The sequence below is a fragment of the Pseudomonas fluorescens genome (genome assembly GCF_900215245.1).
Classification (GTDB): Bacteria; Pseudomonadota; Gammaproteobacteria; order Pseudomonadales; family Pseudomonadaceae; genus Aquipseudomonas; species Aquipseudomonas fluorescens.
This window is the reverse complement of sequence record NZ_LT907842.1, coordinates 3,962,891-3,976,311: the sequence shown is the minus strand read 5'-3', so window position 1 is coordinate 3,976,311 and position 13,421 is coordinate 3,962,891. Positions and strand designations below refer to the sequence as shown.

Annotated in this window: 24 protein-coding genes; all 24 read right to left on the bottom strand. The window is 58.3% G+C overall.

Translation table 11 applies throughout. The features are described 5' to 3' along the window. Positions 1 to 11: 11 nt before the first annotated feature. The 24 genes from CPH89_RS18580 to CPH89_RS18470 all read right to left on the bottom strand — a co-directional run bounded on the left by CPH89_RS18580 (position 12) and on the right by CPH89_RS18470 (position 13,379). Positions 12 to 521 carry a structural cement protein Gp24 gene (locus CPH89_RS18580; RefSeq protein WP_053254947.1) on the bottom strand — a complete coding sequence of 170 codons (510 nt, stop codon included), beginning with the start codon at positions 519 to 521 and terminating at the stop codon, positions 12 to 14. Then, positions 521 to 1,552 (bottom strand): DUF2213 domain-containing protein, encoded by a 1,032-nt coding sequence (locus tag CPH89_RS18575; RefSeq protein WP_053254946.1) that lies wholly within the window; start codon positions 1,550 to 1,552, stop codon positions 521 to 523. The genes CPH89_RS18580 and CPH89_RS18575 overlap by 1 nt, the downstream gene beginning before the upstream one ends. Positions 1,553 to 1,628: 76 nt before the next feature. Then, a complete protein-coding gene (locus CPH89_RS18570; protein WP_232005382.1) occupies positions 1,629 to 2,552 on the bottom strand; it encodes a putative phage head morphogenesis protein in 924 nt (307 codons plus the stop codon). After that, on the bottom strand, positions 2,485 to 3,891 hold the full coding sequence (locus tag CPH89_RS18565; RefSeq protein ID WP_053254945.1) for a DUF1073 domain-containing protein: 1,407 nt from the start codon (positions 3,889 to 3,891) through the stop codon (positions 2,485 to 2,487). The genes CPH89_RS18570 and CPH89_RS18565 overlap by 68 nt, the downstream gene beginning before the upstream one ends. A 52-nt stretch (positions 3,892 to 3,943) precedes the next feature. After that, positions 3,944 to 4,108 carry a hypothetical protein gene (locus tag CPH89_RS30405; RefSeq protein ID WP_167422745.1) on the bottom strand — a complete coding sequence of 55 codons (165 nt, stop codon included), beginning with the start codon at positions 4,106 to 4,108 and terminating at the stop codon, positions 3,944 to 3,946. Between the two features lie 60 nt (positions 4,109 to 4,168). Then, positions 4,169 to 4,435 carry a hypothetical protein gene (locus tag CPH89_RS18560; RefSeq protein ID WP_053254944.1) on the bottom strand — a complete coding sequence of 89 codons (267 nt, stop codon included), beginning with the start codon at positions 4,433 to 4,435 and terminating at the stop codon, positions 4,169 to 4,171. Continuing rightward, the gene (locus CPH89_RS18555; protein ID WP_053254943.1) at positions 4,432 to 4,767 is read right to left on the bottom strand and encodes a hypothetical protein; all 336 of its coding nucleotides are present in this window, start codon (positions 4,765 to 4,767) and stop codon (positions 4,432 to 4,434) included. Before CPH89_RS18555 ends, CPH89_RS18560 begins: the two co-directional genes overlap by 4 nt. Continuing rightward, positions 4,764 to 5,090 (bottom strand): hypothetical protein, encoded by a 327-nt coding sequence (locus CPH89_RS18550; RefSeq protein ID WP_053254942.1) that lies wholly within the window; start codon positions 5,088 to 5,090, stop codon positions 4,764 to 4,766. Before CPH89_RS18550 ends, CPH89_RS18555 begins: the two co-directional genes overlap by 4 nt. 383 nt (positions 5,091 to 5,473) lie before the next feature. Beyond that, positions 5,474 to 6,019 carry a hypothetical protein gene (locus CPH89_RS18545; RefSeq protein ID WP_053254941.1) on the bottom strand — a complete coding sequence of 182 codons (546 nt, stop codon included), beginning with the start codon at positions 6,017 to 6,019 and terminating at the stop codon, positions 5,474 to 5,476. Continuing rightward, a complete protein-coding gene (locus tag CPH89_RS18540) occupies positions 6,016 to 7,158 on the bottom strand; it encodes an oxidoreductase (RefSeq protein ID WP_053254940.1) in 1,143 nt (380 codons plus the stop codon). Before CPH89_RS18540 ends, CPH89_RS18545 begins: the two co-directional genes overlap by 4 nt. After that, a complete protein-coding gene (locus CPH89_RS18535) occupies positions 7,155 to 7,592 on the bottom strand; it encodes a dATP/dGTP diphosphohydrolase domain-containing protein (protein ID WP_053254939.1) in 438 nt (145 codons plus the stop codon). Before CPH89_RS18535 ends, CPH89_RS18540 begins: the two co-directional genes overlap by 4 nt. Beyond that, on the bottom strand, positions 7,589 to 7,933 hold the full coding sequence (locus CPH89_RS18530) for a DUF4406 domain-containing protein (protein ID WP_053254938.1): 345 nt from the start codon (positions 7,931 to 7,933) through the stop codon (positions 7,589 to 7,591). Before CPH89_RS18530 ends, CPH89_RS18535 begins: the two co-directional genes overlap by 4 nt. Further along, positions 7,930 to 8,130 (bottom strand): hypothetical protein, encoded by a 201-nt coding sequence (locus CPH89_RS18525; protein WP_053254937.1) that lies wholly within the window; start codon positions 8,128 to 8,130, stop codon positions 7,930 to 7,932. Before CPH89_RS18525 ends, CPH89_RS18530 begins: the two co-directional genes overlap by 4 nt. Beyond that, positions 8,127 to 8,372, bottom strand: a complete 246-nt coding sequence (locus CPH89_RS18520) for a hypothetical protein (protein WP_053254936.1) — start codon at positions 8,370 to 8,372, stop codon at positions 8,127 to 8,129. The genes CPH89_RS18525 and CPH89_RS18520 overlap by 4 nt, the downstream gene beginning before the upstream one ends. Then, complete coding sequence (locus tag CPH89_RS18515; RefSeq protein WP_053254935.1) at positions 8,369 to 8,953, bottom strand: recombination protein NinG; 585 nt, start codon at positions 8,951 to 8,953, stop codon at positions 8,369 to 8,371. Before CPH89_RS18515 ends, CPH89_RS18520 begins: the two co-directional genes overlap by 4 nt. Continuing rightward, entirely contained in the window at positions 8,950 to 9,363 is a 414-nt protein-coding gene (locus CPH89_RS18510) for an HNH endonuclease (protein WP_053254934.1), read from the bottom strand. Before CPH89_RS18510 ends, CPH89_RS18515 begins: the two co-directional genes overlap by 4 nt. Then, positions 9,360 to 9,827, bottom strand: a complete 468-nt coding sequence (locus tag CPH89_RS18505; RefSeq protein ID WP_232005379.1) for a hypothetical protein — start codon at positions 9,825 to 9,827, stop codon at positions 9,360 to 9,362. The genes CPH89_RS18510 and CPH89_RS18505 overlap by 4 nt, the downstream gene beginning before the upstream one ends. Continuing rightward, positions 9,820 to 10,038 carry a TraR/DksA C4-type zinc finger protein gene (locus CPH89_RS18500; RefSeq protein ID WP_053254932.1) on the bottom strand — a complete coding sequence of 73 codons (219 nt, stop codon included), beginning with the start codon at positions 10,036 to 10,038 and terminating at the stop codon, positions 9,820 to 9,822. Before CPH89_RS18500 ends, CPH89_RS18505 begins: the two co-directional genes overlap by 8 nt. After that, on the bottom strand, positions 10,035 to 10,811 hold the full coding sequence (locus tag CPH89_RS18495; protein ID WP_053254931.1) for a hypothetical protein: 777 nt from the start codon (positions 10,809 to 10,811) through the stop codon (positions 10,035 to 10,037). The genes CPH89_RS18500 and CPH89_RS18495 overlap by 4 nt, the downstream gene beginning before the upstream one ends. Continuing rightward, positions 10,786 to 11,721 carry a hypothetical protein gene (locus CPH89_RS30610; RefSeq protein WP_232005378.1) on the bottom strand — a complete coding sequence of 312 codons (936 nt, stop codon included), beginning with the start codon at positions 11,719 to 11,721 and terminating at the stop codon, positions 10,786 to 10,788. Before CPH89_RS30610 ends, CPH89_RS18495 begins: the two co-directional genes overlap by 26 nt. Further along, positions 11,718 to 12,584: a BRO-N domain-containing protein gene (locus tag CPH89_RS18485; protein ID WP_053254930.1), complete on the bottom strand. Its 867-nt coding sequence runs from the start codon at positions 12,582 to 12,584 to the stop codon at positions 11,718 to 11,720. Before CPH89_RS18485 ends, CPH89_RS30610 begins: the two co-directional genes overlap by 4 nt. 87 nt (positions 12,585 to 12,671) lie before the next feature. After that, positions 12,672 to 12,917: a hypothetical protein gene (locus CPH89_RS18480; RefSeq protein WP_053254929.1), complete on the bottom strand. Its 246-nt coding sequence runs from the start codon at positions 12,915 to 12,917 to the stop codon at positions 12,672 to 12,674. 19 nt (positions 12,918 to 12,936) lie between these two features. Continuing rightward, positions 12,937 to 13,131: a hypothetical protein gene (locus CPH89_RS18475; RefSeq protein ID WP_053254928.1), complete on the bottom strand. Its 195-nt coding sequence runs from the start codon at positions 13,129 to 13,131 to the stop codon at positions 12,937 to 12,939. A gap of 35 nt (positions 13,132 to 13,166) precedes the next feature. Further along, the gene (locus tag CPH89_RS18470; protein WP_010568092.1) at positions 13,167 to 13,379 is read right to left on the bottom strand and encodes a transcriptional regulator; all 213 of its coding nucleotides are present in this window, start codon (positions 13,377 to 13,379) and stop codon (positions 13,167 to 13,169) included. Positions 13,380 to 13,421 lie beyond the last annotated feature (42 nt).

Here is a 13,421-nt window from a genome sequence, read left to right as displayed (position 1 = left end):
CGATCTGATCCTTAAGCGGCGATGGTGGTAGGCGCGATGGCTTTGATCTGTACCAGCACCAGCTCACCGGCGGCGGCAGCCGTCAGGAACGTGCAACCGGCCAGGACGTGGTTGCCAGCGGTCGCGGCGTTGGTGATTTCGCCGGTGGTCGGCAGGGCGTACACCTGCGCGCCCTTAACGGCGCCGGCCAAGGTCTTGACCCAGATGCGGCCGTGGGCCAACAGGCTGACTTCTTCGCCGGCACGATAGCCTCCGACTGCGTTGCCGCTATCTGAGACTTGGCCGGTGAGGTAGCTGCCACTGACACCGACAGGCTTGCGCACCGAGATACCGAGGAAGAAACCGGCGCCGGCGGCAGGCAGCTTGCCCGAGCGATCAGCAGTGTCCGACACGACGACGCGACCGAAGGGGATGGCGACCGTGGCAACAGCGGTAGTTACATCCGCCATGCTCAGGTCATTGATCTGGCCTTCGTAAGCCTTACCGGCGTACTGAGTGAAGGTATCGATTGCAATGCCCATTACTTGCCACCCCGCAGGAATGTGTTGTAAGCGTCAGTGCCGTCAGTGGTCGGCTTCAGGCCGTGAGCTGCAGCGTCCTTGGCGAACTGGCGGAGGCTGTCGTTGACTTTCGATTTGTCTTCGTCGTCGTCATCCATCTCGTCCGCCTCATCGGCGGCCGCATCGAACGCAGCAGTCACGTAGGCCTCGGACTTGGAAGCCCAATCGCGAGTCGGCTTGAGTTGGGCCATAGCGGCGCGCTTGATCTCCAGGGGGGAGACCAGGCCTTTGGCGTCGAAGGACTTCACGACCTTGGATGCCAGCGCGATGGTGTCGAGGGTTGCTTTCACGCGCAGGCCGATAGCGGCGTCGGAAGTTTCCTTCTTGGCCTCTTCCAGCTTCTCTTCGGCTTCGTCCTTGGTGGCTTCAGCTTTGTCTGCGCGCTCCGCTTCTTCGTCCGCGAACTTTTGTAAGGCTGCCACGGCGTCTTCGACTACCGTTGCTGCCTCTTCGTCCAGGATGATCGAGCGGCTTTTCTTGGAGTCCAGAAAGACTTTCCGGGTCGCCATATGGGTAATACCTTTCGGTTTGTGGTCAAAAATGCGGGCGACCTTGCCGCCTCGCGCTGCTTCTACAACGGCGACGTGGTTTATCTGGATGTCACGCTGCTCGTATTCGTAGGGCGTGCCGTCAGGAGCTACGCCAGGGGCGAGCACGTACTCGGCGAGGTAGCCCGGGGATAGTTCGGCCTTTCCTGAGTCGATGTCGTCGATGGCCGACTGATCCTTGATGATCAGGTCCACTTCAACGTTTTCACCCTGCTGGGCGGCGCCGCGCACATGGCCGGAAGACACTTCCTTGAAGGTGGTCGAGTCGACCAGATCGTCCGGGTGGTCGTTCGTTACGTCCTTGTCGGCGTAAGTAGCCATCGACTCGGGCTTGAACACTTCTTCCGGCGACCGGTAGACGTTGACGATGCGCTCAGGGCCATCCAGATCCAGCTCGCTCGACAGGTACTGATAAACCCCTGTCCGGGCTGCAATACCCTTCACGCAGAGGAATCCTTCAGGCGTGAGTGTTCGCGACGTAGGCTTGAAGGCCTCATCGATGGTCATTCTTTGCATTGGGTTACCCGTCTTTGGGGAAGTAGTTCACGCCCGGGATCATGGCCAGGCCTACGCATCGGCAGAGAACGTGGTGCTTGCCGGGATGCAGGCCGGTCTTGCCACCCCACGGAGCACCATCCGACACCTTGTAAATTCCTGGTCCGTAACCAATGTCCTGGCGGGCGATTCCGTAGCAACTGATCTTGGCGTCGGGGTATTTCCCGCCTGGTGCACCAGATACGCGCTGATCGCCTGCATCCACCGCCTTGTAGAACTCGATACCGGCCGCTGCCTGGCGTTGGCGAGTTAGGTCGCTATTGATCTGAGACACCTGGTCCCGCGCGATGAGCTTGGCCCGCCTAGCGCTGACACCGGTCTGTTCCTGTATCTGCTTGGCTATGGCGGTAGGCGCGAGACCATCCTTCATACCGCCCAGAACGATCGTCTCGACGTTTTTGAAGTATTCGTCGGGGATCGACTTGATCAGGTTCACGTTTTCAGCGGTGGAGGCTTCCAGGTAGTCCTGCATGCCCTTGGGTCGGGTGATCAACTGGAAGTCGACACCGACCGCCTGATTGACCGACTTGCGGAAGTCCTCAGCGTTATCTGCCTCGGCGCGGCTTACAGTGCTGGCAGCCACGCGCTTGATCTGGGATTCGAACAGGGATGAGCTGAACCGGCGCGATACACCGCGTATTGCTGCGAGGATGTCGTCAGTCCAGCCGTCCATGGTCGGCTTGGCATCAGCGATGTAGTCACGCTTCAAGCGTTTCAGCTCAGGCTCCAGCGCCTTGACCAGCTCCCCAGCCATCAGCCTAACCATGCCTCGAAGCTGGCCGCTGTAGTAGCGCTCAGCCTCTTGGCTTGGCAGAACAGGCTTAGGGCCGCGGGGTTTCTTTTTCCGCTGCTCCAGCATCGCCAGGTTTGTCGCCGTCAGTTTCTCCAAGGGAGAAGCCGGGGAGACCTTCGCCGTCGTCGCCGATTCCATTGTCTTGATCCTTCTCGATCTGTTCCTGGGCGGCGATCTGTTCGTCGGTGATGGCGTACGTTCCCTTCGACTGTACGCGGCGCATTGCATGGCTAGGGCGAATTACGCCAGCCTCAATGCTCAGCGCGTCGGCCTGCGCATCAGCAAGATCTTCCTGGGCCTGTTCAGTCCCCGTAGGCAGGGAAAGAGGCTTCCATTCAAATTCAAGATCTGCTGGGTAGTCGCCAAGTGCGGAGCGAATCAGCACCTGGTCAAGCGCCTCAAGGTCGAGACGCATCTGGCCGTCTTGCTTACCCTTGATGGTGCCTTCGTAGGTCTTGCGGTCACCTTCACCTGTAGCACTCAAGCCAGAGGCTGATTGGCCCCACAACTCAGTAACGGGCATCTCAGCAGCACCAGCCGTCCACACCATGAACTGCTCCATGATCTGGCTCAGGCCGGAGAACGAGATACTGTTGCGCTCGTACTTTTCGTTGTCCTGATCAAGCAGCCCGAGGTTAACAAGCGACTTCATCATCCCGAAAAGGCGGTAACGCTCAGTGATCTTGTCACTCTGAGCGCTGGCGAGAGCGCCTTGCAGACCCTTAACGCTCACCGTATCGACGTTGGCCTCAAGCACCAGCGAGGCAATCCCGCCCTTGGTGGCCACCACATCGCGTAGGTCAGACATGCAGCGACGTAGGCGGCTGTCACCCCAGCCTTGCTCGAACATGCGCATGCGGCGCGGCAGGCGAGCCCCTGTGCGGCGGATGATGTGGCTGTAGTGAATGCGCTGCTCGCCGTTAACCATCATGTAGTACTCGGGGAGCATCCAGTTTGGCTTGAGCGGGTCGGTCAGGTTGAATTCTGTTGGCTGGATATCCCAGCGGTCGAGGACGACAAGGTTCTTCAGTCCGCCTTTCTTGATCTTGTCCAGGTCTAGAGGTGAACTCAGGTCTTGCCCTGTCACCATCAGCAGCGCGGCACCACCGTACAGGTCAGCCCAGCAGCACGTATCAAGGTAGGCCTGCTGCACACCCAAGCGGCGCTCTTCGTTCTGGATGTCCTTGGCCTGCTTTCCATTGAACGTGCGCCACTCACGCAGGGCATCCTCGTTCGGCTTGTCCACGATCCGGCGGGCAATCCAGTTCGACTGATACGCGGCTTCGAGCTCAATCTGATTGACGAACTCAAAGCCAAATACGTTGTGCGTGCGCTTGTCTCGGTTGGTTCCTATGTTGGCAACCATATTAGACAAACTATCAGTTGACACGACCTTGCCGGCCTGAATCTTGATTCGTGGTTTTGATGTGGTCATAAATTGATCTATCTCGCGCCACGAAACGGCGGTTGTGAAAACGTGGCGTGGACTATTCGGGGCTGTCTACCTCTCGGTAACGAACAGCCTTGCGCGCCTGGGCCTCAAGCTTGTCGGTGTCGACCTCAAGGCCTGCCAGGTAAGCAAATGAGTTGACTGCTACCACGTAGAGCCGGAACCACCAGGGGTGATAGGCCTTCAATGTGAGCTTGGCCATATCAGTCACCGTGGGTTTACGAATAGAGTGGCGCTGGCAATGAGCCTGGCGCCCTTTGGTTTAACAGGTGACCAAAATAGGGTTATGCGGCCAGATCGGAGATGTGCCGTCCTTGCGCATGAGCTGCCTCAGGGACTCCTCATAGCTAGGCTGCCTTGCTGGCCCAGCAATAGCGGGCCCCACAACATGAACTGGAGGGGTGATCTTCACAAACACCGTCTTCAGATGCTCGGCGATCGACTTCCACTGCTCAGGCGTTGGCCGCTCCAATGTCGGATTCAGCTCAACGAAGCCCTGAAGCCAGTATGCGAACTGTTCTGAAGTCATGATTTCTCTTCCTTCGGCTGCTCAAGGTTATTGAGGCACTGCTCACAGTGCAGGTACCGGCACAGCCAGCCCTTGACGCGCGGCCAGTGGTTGGCTACGAACCAATGCCTTAATCCAGCCAATGCGAGCGCTCCGTGGAATGTGACGCCGGCAACCGTTGGCGAGATGAAGTACGTCTCGGTGCGAGTGACAATGGCGAACCCCGATATGGCGATCGTGAAGTAAATGATCTTTCCGACAATTCCGTCTCTCACCTTGCTTGTAAGCACACACCAGAGTGCATGCAGCGCGATAACGGCGATGAATGTGGTACTCAGGTCTTGGATGCTCATGGATTGCCTCCGCCGAACCGCTGGCGAATGAACGCCCATAGGTCGGCAGCCTTAATCGCTCTGGTGACAGCGGCGATGAGCGAGCCACCAAACGTACCAAGAAGGAATCCGACGCCAGCAACGCTGCGAGGCTCGACCACGCCGAAGTAGGCGCTAACCAAGCCAGTCAGGTAATGGGCGCACACTGCACCCGAGAAAATAAAGATGAACCATGCTTTCCGGTCAACCAGATCCTCACGGTGCCACCAACTTGCGGCGACGGCACCCAGGAGCCCGGCGAACGCCCAACTGAGCCAATCGATCAGGCGATGAATTAATTCCATGCGCTCGACCTCTCAGTTGCATGAGTGAATAAAAAAGACGCCGTGTGAGGCGCCAAACGCTGGGGAACAGCGGAGCAGGTCAGCCCCAAGCAGCACTCCCGGCTCAGGGCAACGGGTGTGGTGGAGCTGAAAACGAAAAAGCCCCGCACAGTGGCGAGGCTTTGAATGGGTGCAGATGGCCAGGACTCGAACCTGGGATTAACCAATACTGTGCAAACAGTACCAGTGCGGTTTACCTCTCAACGGATTAACCCGTGTCGCTCACCTTCCATCATCTGCATAAAGCAAAAAGCCCGACACAGTGGCCGGGCTTTCTTCCTGCATCACCTACATACGCAAGTACGACAGGATGGGTGGATAATGGCTCAATGGTTCAGTCCATGTCAAGCGGCTTCTGTACCAATTAGCCCTTCATGATCAAGAATCTCTTGCGCCGCCTGCAAAGCATTATCAACTGCCGACTCCAAGCTCTTGCGGATGTCCCGACGCCACCGCTCTTGGGTCTTGATTGGGTGTGGCTCTTCAGACCAGTTGTCCATTTCGTACCAGCCTGCCGGCAAGACATTCGTCGATCGCTTACCTTCCACCCCTGGCAGCTTCGGCAGTGCCCAGGTAACCACGGCGCAGTGACGGAAACGCTCTGGAGCTGGCGACTGTATGGCTCGCGTCAGCTCGGAAATGGCCGCATACTTACGGTCAGTGTGCGTGGAGAACTTCGCTACCAGGGCGCGCCACTGCGAGGCTTCCAGCCCCTTGTGAAGACGACCAAAAACCCAGCAGTCCGTGAGAAAAGCGGCTTCTTTCCCGACAATCTCTCCCTTCTGCTTGGCGCACTGGACCTTCGGCTCGAAATCGCAACCGCCGGCCGAGTTGATGGTCTCGGCAGCCAGGGCGCGGACAACAGCGGATACCACGTTGCGATAGCTCATGCTGCCACCTCTTTCAACATATCTGGGCTTACGGTGTGACGGGATACTTCGCCAAACTCGGAGTGCATGACGATGCACTTCATGTTCTGCTGGGCGCGGTAGCCACCGAAGGCGGCATAGGCGTCTTTGGCGGTCAGTGTGTTGAACGACTCGACCGTAACCCCGGCGTACTCCTTGACGCTCTGATGGTGGACGTGACCCAAGTACCAATAGCGGAACTTGGTACGGCCCCAGGCTTCGGACTGGTCGGCAGCCATGACACCCGGAAGGCGTTCAGACTTGCAGGTGTGGCCGTGGTGGGTGCCGATCAGCACCTTGCCGTGCTCGATGTAGTGGAAGGCCGACGGCGCGCGGTCGATGATTACGCGCGGCTCGTTCTCGTAGGTGTGGCGCAGGGCTACTGACATCCAGAGGGCGCCCGTGTCGTCATGGTTACCCACCACGTTGATCACGCGGACGCTGGCGTGCTTCTGGAGAGCCGATGCGATGCACTGGCGCATCACCTTCATGCCCACACTGATCATCTTGGCGTAGCGGCCGTCCAGATCCATGATGTGGCCGGATCTTGAGGTAGTGCCATCCATGTTATCTGCGTGGAACCAGTCGCCCAAGTTGATGATTACTGCCTGTTCTGCTGCCGGAGCCAGGTTTACCAGTGCTGCCATGGCGCCGCACTGCACCCGGACGGCCTCGGTCATGTCCCAACTGTCACCCTGTGTTTCGGCCCCCCACGCTCGCATTCCGATGTGGGCGTCACCAATTGGGTAAACAGCCATCAAGTGCGCGAGGGTCGAAATAGGCCCTCTGACTGGATCAATCTGTGGCAGGTCCTGGGACATCGCCTCACAGGCCGCAACCATCATCTCGTGCTGGCGCTCGTGGTCAACTGCCGTCTTCACCCATTGAAGTACAGGCTCCTTGACGCCCTCCTTGTACAGGCTGGACGTTCCCTTGAGGCGGAATCCATCCGGGACTATGTGCACCATGTCGTGGTCAGGGCTCCAGCCTTTACGAACCATTGCAGCTTTGCGCGCCCAAAGGCTGCGCTCGTGCATGCCGAAGTGCGCCGCCGCTTGGGCAACGGTCATTGTCTTGAGCGCTTCAATGATCTGCTCGTCTGTTGCTTTGGCTGCGGTCATTGGGCGTCTCCGGCGATGGTGTAATGCGTTGGGTTCTTGTCTTCGTGCAGGGCCTTGAGGCGCGCCACGTGAGGCGTAAGCGAATTGATCAGGCCTCGGTAGCCGCCAGGGTGCATGCGGTCGTCGTTGAGCTTCCCGGCTGCCTCTGCGTCGACAATGATGGCCAGGCATGCGAGCGCGTGGGCCAGGTGAGGAAGCCCGCTATCAGGATCGACTGCCTCCCCTTCGAACCATGCATTGAGGTGGCGGCTGGCGGCGTCGTAGTAGATCGAGGCGCGGATACCGACGGCCCGGAAGTTGGATCGGCCATATTTGAGCATCCCGTCGAGTAAGCCCAGGCTGCCAAGCGCCGTGGCAGTAACCGGCCAGAGGTGCAATGGCAATTTTCCGCTGCCAATCAGGTCTTTAGGGTTGGAAGGCTTCAATTCGCTCATGCTGCCAACTCCGATGCGTGGATGATCTGCATGCTAAGGCGCTCGGCGACGAGCACTTCCAGCTGTGCACCCTTCGAGTTTTCCCATCCCGGCAGGAGGTAGATGGCCCCGCACGTACCGATCTTGGTCAGGTCATACGCTAGGTAGTCGGCCCATTCAGCCCCTTCAATGATTCCGTGCTCTGCTGGGTTCTCAACAATCCAGCCTGCCCAGCGAAGGCGGTCGGCGGCAGCATTGAACGCCGGGAAGTTGAAGTCCTCGATTCCAGTCATGGGGCCAGCAACGTAGATACGGTTTGCGCGCTCGCTGCGCAGCGTTACGCCTGCTTTAACTTCGCTCATGCTGCTTTCCCCACCTTCTGGTTGTTCAGATGTTCAACACACGCTGCCTTGGCTTTGTCCTGGTCCTTGCAGGAGTGGATGATCCTCCCCTTCGGGCACCGGCAGACGTACGCGAATCCAGACTCCAGCGCGTACCGGCTGAGTAGGTAACCCTCGCCAGAGGACATGCAGTTCTTGCTGATGGCTTTCCAGTTCATGGACGACGCTCCTCTTCGATGCTTTCCGCATGTGCGATCAGGTAAGCCCGAAGCTCTTCACGATTCAGCCCGCGAGGCAGCGTGTAACGGGGTCCTTTAAGGGCCTCTTTAATGCGCTCAATATCGAAACTGACGAAAGGCTCACCGTAGGATTTCCGAGCGCTCCACCAGTTGATGACGTAGCCTTCCAGGAAGAACCAGGAGATGCAGAACAGCGTGGTTACTGTGCAGGTGATGGTCATGCTGCAGATCTCCTGAGTTCACGGGTTTTAGCGCGGTATTCGGCGGTGATGGCTTTCAGGTCTTCGATCGTGTAGCGCTTGGGCTCGTGAGGGCCCTCAAGCCATTCAACGAGCTCGGCGCCGATCCGTTTCACAAGTTCGATGCGGTACTCAACGATTGAGCCGGACTTGCCCATGTTGCAGTTGCGATTGCATTGCAAATGAACGTTGAGCGGTTCAAAGCGGAGCTCTGGGCAGGAAGCAACGGTGCGATAGTGTCCGGCCGCATACTGGACGTTTGCCGTCGTGCCGCACGAGATGCATGGCTTCCCCGCGTCCCTGGCGCGCACCCAGGCGTTGAAAGCGGTTTGGCAGTCGTGCATGTGGTCGGCTTTACGCTTTACGCGCTCCTTGGCCGCTCTCAGCTCCTTCCTGCCTACATCTGCAAGAGCCTTGCGGGCTTTGTCAGCGTTCACGTCCTTGATGGCAAGACCACACTTGGGGCTGCATACGGCTTGACCCAGGCGTTGAGCGACGAACTTCTCGCCGCATGCTGGGTTTTTGCAGGTCTTGGGGCGGGGCTGTTTGGCTAGGAGGCTCATACGGCATCCTCCTGAGAGGCGATTCGCTCAAAATGGAAAACCACCTCCGCACCAGTTTCTTGAATCAGTCCGTATGCCTTCGCTATCCGATAAATAGGGTGGTAGCTGTTCAGGCTTTTGATATGCCCGGAAAGCCATGCTCTCCAACCCTCAAGACTCATGCCGCCCTTGCTGATGTTGCAAGGCGGGCACGCCGGGTTCATGTTCTCGACATGGTCAAGGTGCGGCTTAAGAGCCTTTCCAGATACAAGCTTCCATGTACCGTTCGGGTTGCGCTTGGATAGAAGCTCGCGCACGACGGGTTCAACATGATCGGCATGCCGTCTATCTGGAAGGTCGCAGCCGCAGTAGGCGCATCGGCCATCAAACTTCTCGCGCAGATCCGCGCGCTGTTTCTTGGTCAGCTTCATGCCGCCACCTCACCCAGCAGATCAGTGAACACCACACCCTTGGCGCTGAACTCGGCCACGATCTGGTCCGTGTACGCGATGCCTTGGGCGCGATTGAACAGGCGGGTTACCGGGAAGCCGTCCGGGCCAAAGATCGAGCAAGGCCCCATGAGTTCGATCTTGGTCTCGTAGTCCAGGTGCAGGAACATCCGGTTCCAGCCATTGCGGAAGTCGGCGTCGGCATTGCGCATGATCGGCACGCCGAAGTGAAGCTTGCAGTACTTGCGGGCGTCCTCCACGTCACCGATGTGAGTCATCTGGGCGATTCGCTGGTAAAGCGCCCACCACAATGCGTTTTGATCCAGTGTCCGATCCTTGCCTGGGCGCATTGACACCACCACGAACTTGCTCTGGCGGTACATGGCTGTCAGGGCGGTGATGGCCTCGGAGAGCTTGGTGGCGCTGTTGACGGAGATCTTATCCACGGCGCACCCCCAGCTTCCGCACGTCATCCAGCGCCTTGCACGGAGCGCACAGCGTCACCCCCGGAATAGCCACACGACGGCCTTCCGGAATCACATCACCGCAATCCACGCACTCTGTGGCGCTTATTCCGGTGTAGCGAGGGATCTGGGATAGGGACCGATTCAGGGCCTCTTCGATTACTACGTCGGCGTCATCGCAGATGTCGCTCATGTCCGTTGCTCCAATTCCTGGGCTTGCTTGATCAGTAGTGCGCGGCGATCCGCCAATTCGTTGGCTGCTTCAATCCGCATTTCGAGCTTCCGTTCTTCGCTGGCCTTGCGCATTTCGAGCATCGAGTTCTTCACGATCTCGAGCTTTGCACGCAGCGCCGGCTTTGGCTGGGTGACGGTGCCGGTGAGCAATCCAGCAATGGCGCGACCATCCTCGGTTACCGGAGCAACGCTCAGGTCAGCTAGGTATTTCTGGCCGTGCTCGCGGGGGATGCGCTTCAGCTCCATGGCCTTGGTTACCGCCTGGATTCTGCGGTTGGCGTCAAAGCCCACAGAGACGTGCCAGTTGACAGGCTTGGCATCCTCTCGGGATTGGCCGACAAACCGCTCATAGGCGCTGATGAAGGCCATCCTGGCGCCAATCTTGTCCCCGGCATCGAGCACAGGCTTGGCAGCGGCCAGGGCCAACTGGATTTCATCGGTCAGAACCACGGTTTCGTATTCGTCGTTGGTGGTCATGGCGATGGCCCAGGCTTCGTCCTTGCCGGGGCGGCCGTCGGCGGCCTGTACGCGCTGGAGGATCGCGGCCAGGGTCAATTTTCCAGTGACTTCGCGGCGACAGGCCCACAGTGCGTTGGCAATCACGTCCATAGGGTGTTCGGCCAGATCCTCGGCCATCAGCTTGGCGGCGGGGGCGCTCAGGGTTTGCCCAAGAGTTTCAGCAGTGGCGCAGATGGCCATGCTCAGCTCAGCGGTTTCGGCGTAGGAAAGCATTGGGCGCACCTCCTTCGAGAATGCTGCGGCTGGCTTCCTGGGCGGCGCTGATGTTGGCCTGAGTGTTCTCCATCTGGCGGGCGGTCACGGCGTTTACCTGGCGCCCGGTGAGCCACTGGGTTCGGATACCCTCGGCGCGCGAGACCAGCAGGCCCAGTTCGTGAGAGCTGCGGATGAAGAACGAGTCGTTGATGGTCACGTAGAACATCGCGACCTGCGGCGCCTCTTCAGCCCCAAGGCGTTGAACAAGCTGAGCTACCTGGGCATTCACCTTCGCGTTGCGAACCGGTTCGACGCCATAGCGCTCAAGGTAAGCAATCGTGTAGGCGTCCCAGGTGTTGGTGTTGGCGATCTGGGCTTCAGTCTTCTGCCGTGGAGCTTTTGGCTTCAGGACCTTCACGTTCGACGCCGCCCGAGCGGAAGCGACTGGCAAGAGTTCTTGATCTTCGATCGGAAGAGCGGGAATCAGGAATCCAGAATCAGAAGAGAGGGAATCAAGAGAGAGGGAATCAGCCGGGAAAGAACTGTTCTCGCATGGTGCTTGCCCGGTGCTTTCCTCATACCAGTCTGGTGCAGACTCGAAAACCTCAGCAGGAATGGTGCTTTGAGCCTCTTTAACGTGAGGGTTTTGGTGCTTTGCCCAGCTAACAATCTGGATTGCTCGGCAGCCATTGGCGACATAGCGGCGAATAAAGCCATACGACTCCAGGCCATTCAGCATGAACTCGATGTCAACGTTGTCAGCCGGGAATAGGGCCATTTTCAGGCGGCGCGGACGATCTTCCAGCCGCCCTTCCCGATCAGCCTCGGTCCACATGCCAATGAAGAGTAAACGAGTGGCAAAGTCGAGCTCGGCCAGGTGTTCGTTCGAGAAGAACCCCGGTTTTATGTTTCTGGATCGGGCCATCATGGACGTCCTTTGCCAATAAGCTTGGCAAGCTCGAGGAAGCGATCGACGTACCAATGCGGCGCGGTCTCGCGTGGATTATTGGGGCTGGTCAGGTTCTTGCCGTATCGAAGTCCCTTATCAGTCACCGACCAGAAGTCGACGACACCGCGCTTGGTGCTGTTGCGCTGGCACTTCTTGATAAAGCCGTTGGCGGCCAACAAACGATTGAAGGCCGCGGCCGTGCTGGCTATCCCGTTTTCTTTTATGAGATCGGTGATGGGCTTGGTTTCCATCGATGATCCGCCAGTAGCGTCTGGAGCGGCGTCGATGGCATAGCCAGGGAGGAATTTCGCATCCAGTCCGTTATTAGCGGCGATCTGCGCAAGCATCATCATTTTGCTGGAGGGTGCCGGCTTCAGTAGGCGATCGAAGCATTCCAGGATGGCGAGTTCGCCAATGACCTTGGAGTTGTTCGTGTCCTGGGCGGTGTAAGAGCCGGTCTTCCGAATGGTCGGCAGCACCTGACCCACCACCCACTCTTCGAACTGTTCAGCGGCCGGAAGCTTGGACTTCATCACCAGGCGGTAGAGATCGCGTTCGGGGATAATTTGCACTGCGCGGACCTGGCCTCCCATTTCGGTATGGCAGGTACTGACCGCTTTGCAGTGGACATTGATCGCCTTCGACGTGTTGGAGTAGCCGAGGGCTTCGGCGATGTCCTTGGCGATGAACCAGGGCTCCCCGTGACCGTCGTCAATTACGCGGACAGGGAAACCGTGGAAGTCGAAAGGAGTCACTGGCTTAATCCGCGCCACGTTTTCTGATTGCGAAAAACGTGGCGCGGGATTATTCAGGGCCTGTACATCGGTGTTAGACGTATGCATAATCAGCTCCACGTTGATACAGTTTTTGCAAGTGCTGTAAAAAGAGCCGGGATTGCGCCCCGGCTTTTTTGTGCCTGCGATTTGGGTTTATGGGTTGGGGTCTTCATCAGTCCCTCCTTTTTCAGGCCCTATTCCGGCCTTCGGCGGGTCACGCCTTGTTGTTGGTAGATGCCGGATCTTTCCAGCCCCTTTTGGCCTGGTCTTCTCGAAAAAGCGTTCTGCTCCAAGCTTTGCGGCGTACTCGTCAGGGGTCATCCCTGCCGCTGCTGCCAACCGTTCAAGCTTTTCGTAGAGGCGCCCATCGATCCCGTGGCAGATCGTGGTTTCAGGCATATAGCCTCCTTAAGGGCCTTCAGGCCTGCATGTGTTTCCCGTTAACATCCAGTTCAACGATGCTTTCCAGCTTTTCCTCGACGCACATGCGAACGAAAACCGCGAGCTGGAGCTTGTGCAACCGCGCAACAGCCTTCAGCGCCTCGTAGGTTTCGTCGTCATAGCGGGACTTGATCTCCCGGTCTTTAAGGTGACGCGTGTCGTGATATGCCATTGGTGAGGCTCCTTTAGTGGGTGCATGCAAGGTGGTTAAGCGGCAGAAAGGGATTCGACCGGATATAAATCAGGCCGAAGCTCATGGCGGGATATGCCAGTAGCTTTTTCGATAGGAAGTGCCTGACGTGCGGGAACACCCCTGACCTTCCAGTAGGAGACCGCCATAGGGGTCACGCCAAGAAGCTCGGCAAGGGCTTTGCCCGATCCGGCCGCAAGGATTGCGCGCTCAAGAGGTGTGGGTTTCATAAACAATTCCGCCGTCGGCGAGTAAACACCAGTCAACGATAC

Excerpts from the sequence above, each read along its gene's own strand:
- CPH89_RS18530 (WP_053254938.1), bottom strand. The coding sequence starts at position 7,933 with ATGAGCGAAGTTAAAGCAGGCGTAACGCTGCGCAGCGAGCGCGCAAAC.
- CPH89_RS18485 (WP_053254930.1), bottom strand. The coding sequence starts at position 12,584 with ATGCATACGTCTAACACCGATGTACAGGCCCTGAATAATCCCGCGCCA.
- CPH89_RS18525 (WP_053254937.1), bottom strand. The coding sequence starts at position 8,130 with ATGAACTGGAAAGCCATCAGCAAGAACTGCATGTCCTCTGGCGAGGGT.
- CPH89_RS18565 (WP_053254945.1), bottom strand. The coding sequence starts at position 3,891 with ATGACCACATCAAAACCACGAATCAAGATTCAGGCCGGCAAGGTCGTG.
- CPH89_RS18555 (WP_053254943.1), bottom strand. The coding sequence starts at position 4,767 with ATGAGCATCCAAGACCTGAGTACCACATTCATCGCCGTTATCGCGCTG.
- CPH89_RS18545 (WP_053254941.1), bottom strand. The coding sequence starts at position 6,019 with ATGAGCTATCGCAACGTGGTATCCGCTGTTGTCCGCGCCCTGGCTGCC.
- CPH89_RS18535 (WP_053254939.1), bottom strand. The coding sequence starts at position 7,592 with ATGAGCGAATTGAAGCCTTCCAACCCTAAAGACCTGATTGGCAGCGGA.
- CPH89_RS30610 (WP_232005378.1), bottom strand. The coding sequence starts at position 11,721 with ATGATGGCCCGATCCAGAAACATAAAACCGGGGTTCTTCTCGAACGAA.
- CPH89_RS18500 (WP_053254932.1), bottom strand. The coding sequence starts at position 10,038 with ATGAGCGACATCTGCGATGACGCCGACGTAGTAATCGAAGAGGCCCTG.
- CPH89_RS30405 (WP_167422745.1), bottom strand. The coding sequence starts at position 4,108 with ATGGCCAAGCTCACATTGAAGGCCTATCACCCCTGGTGGTTCCGGCTC.
- CPH89_RS18520 (WP_053254936.1), bottom strand. The coding sequence starts at position 8,372 with ATGACCATCACCTGCACAGTAACCACGCTGTTCTGCATCTCCTGGTTC.
- CPH89_RS18550 (WP_053254942.1), bottom strand. The coding sequence starts at position 5,090 with ATGGAATTAATTCATCGCCTGATCGATTGGCTCAGTTGGGCGTTCGCC.
- CPH89_RS18480 (WP_053254929.1), bottom strand. The coding sequence starts at position 12,917 with ATGCCTGAAACCACGATCTGCCACGGGATCGATGGGCGCCTCTACGAA.
- CPH89_RS18580 (WP_053254947.1), bottom strand. The coding sequence starts at position 521 with ATGGGCATTGCAATCGATACCTTCACTCAGTACGCCGGTAAGGCTTAC.
- CPH89_RS18540 (WP_053254940.1), bottom strand. The coding sequence starts at position 7,158 with ATGACCGCAGCCAAAGCAACAGACGAGCAGATCATTGAAGCGCTCAAG.
- CPH89_RS18475 (WP_053254928.1), bottom strand. The coding sequence starts at position 13,131 with ATGGCATATCACGACACGCGTCACCTTAAAGACCGGGAGATCAAGTCC.
- CPH89_RS18495 (WP_053254931.1), bottom strand. The coding sequence starts at position 10,811 with ATGCTTTCCTACGCCGAAACCGCTGAGCTGAGCATGGCCATCTGCGCC.
- CPH89_RS18510 (WP_053254934.1), bottom strand. The coding sequence starts at position 9,363 with ATGAAGCTGACCAAGAAACAGCGCGCGGATCTGCGCGAGAAGTTTGAT.
- CPH89_RS18560 (WP_053254944.1), bottom strand. The coding sequence starts at position 4,435 with ATGACTTCAGAACAGTTCGCATACTGGCTTCAGGGCTTCGTTGAGCTG.
- CPH89_RS18515 (WP_053254935.1), bottom strand. The coding sequence starts at position 8,953 with ATGAGCCTCCTAGCCAAACAGCCCCGCCCCAAGACCTGCAAAAACCCA.
- CPH89_RS18470 (WP_010568092.1), bottom strand. The coding sequence starts at position 13,379 with ATGAAACCCACACCTCTTGAGCGCGCAATCCTTGCGGCCGGATCGGGC.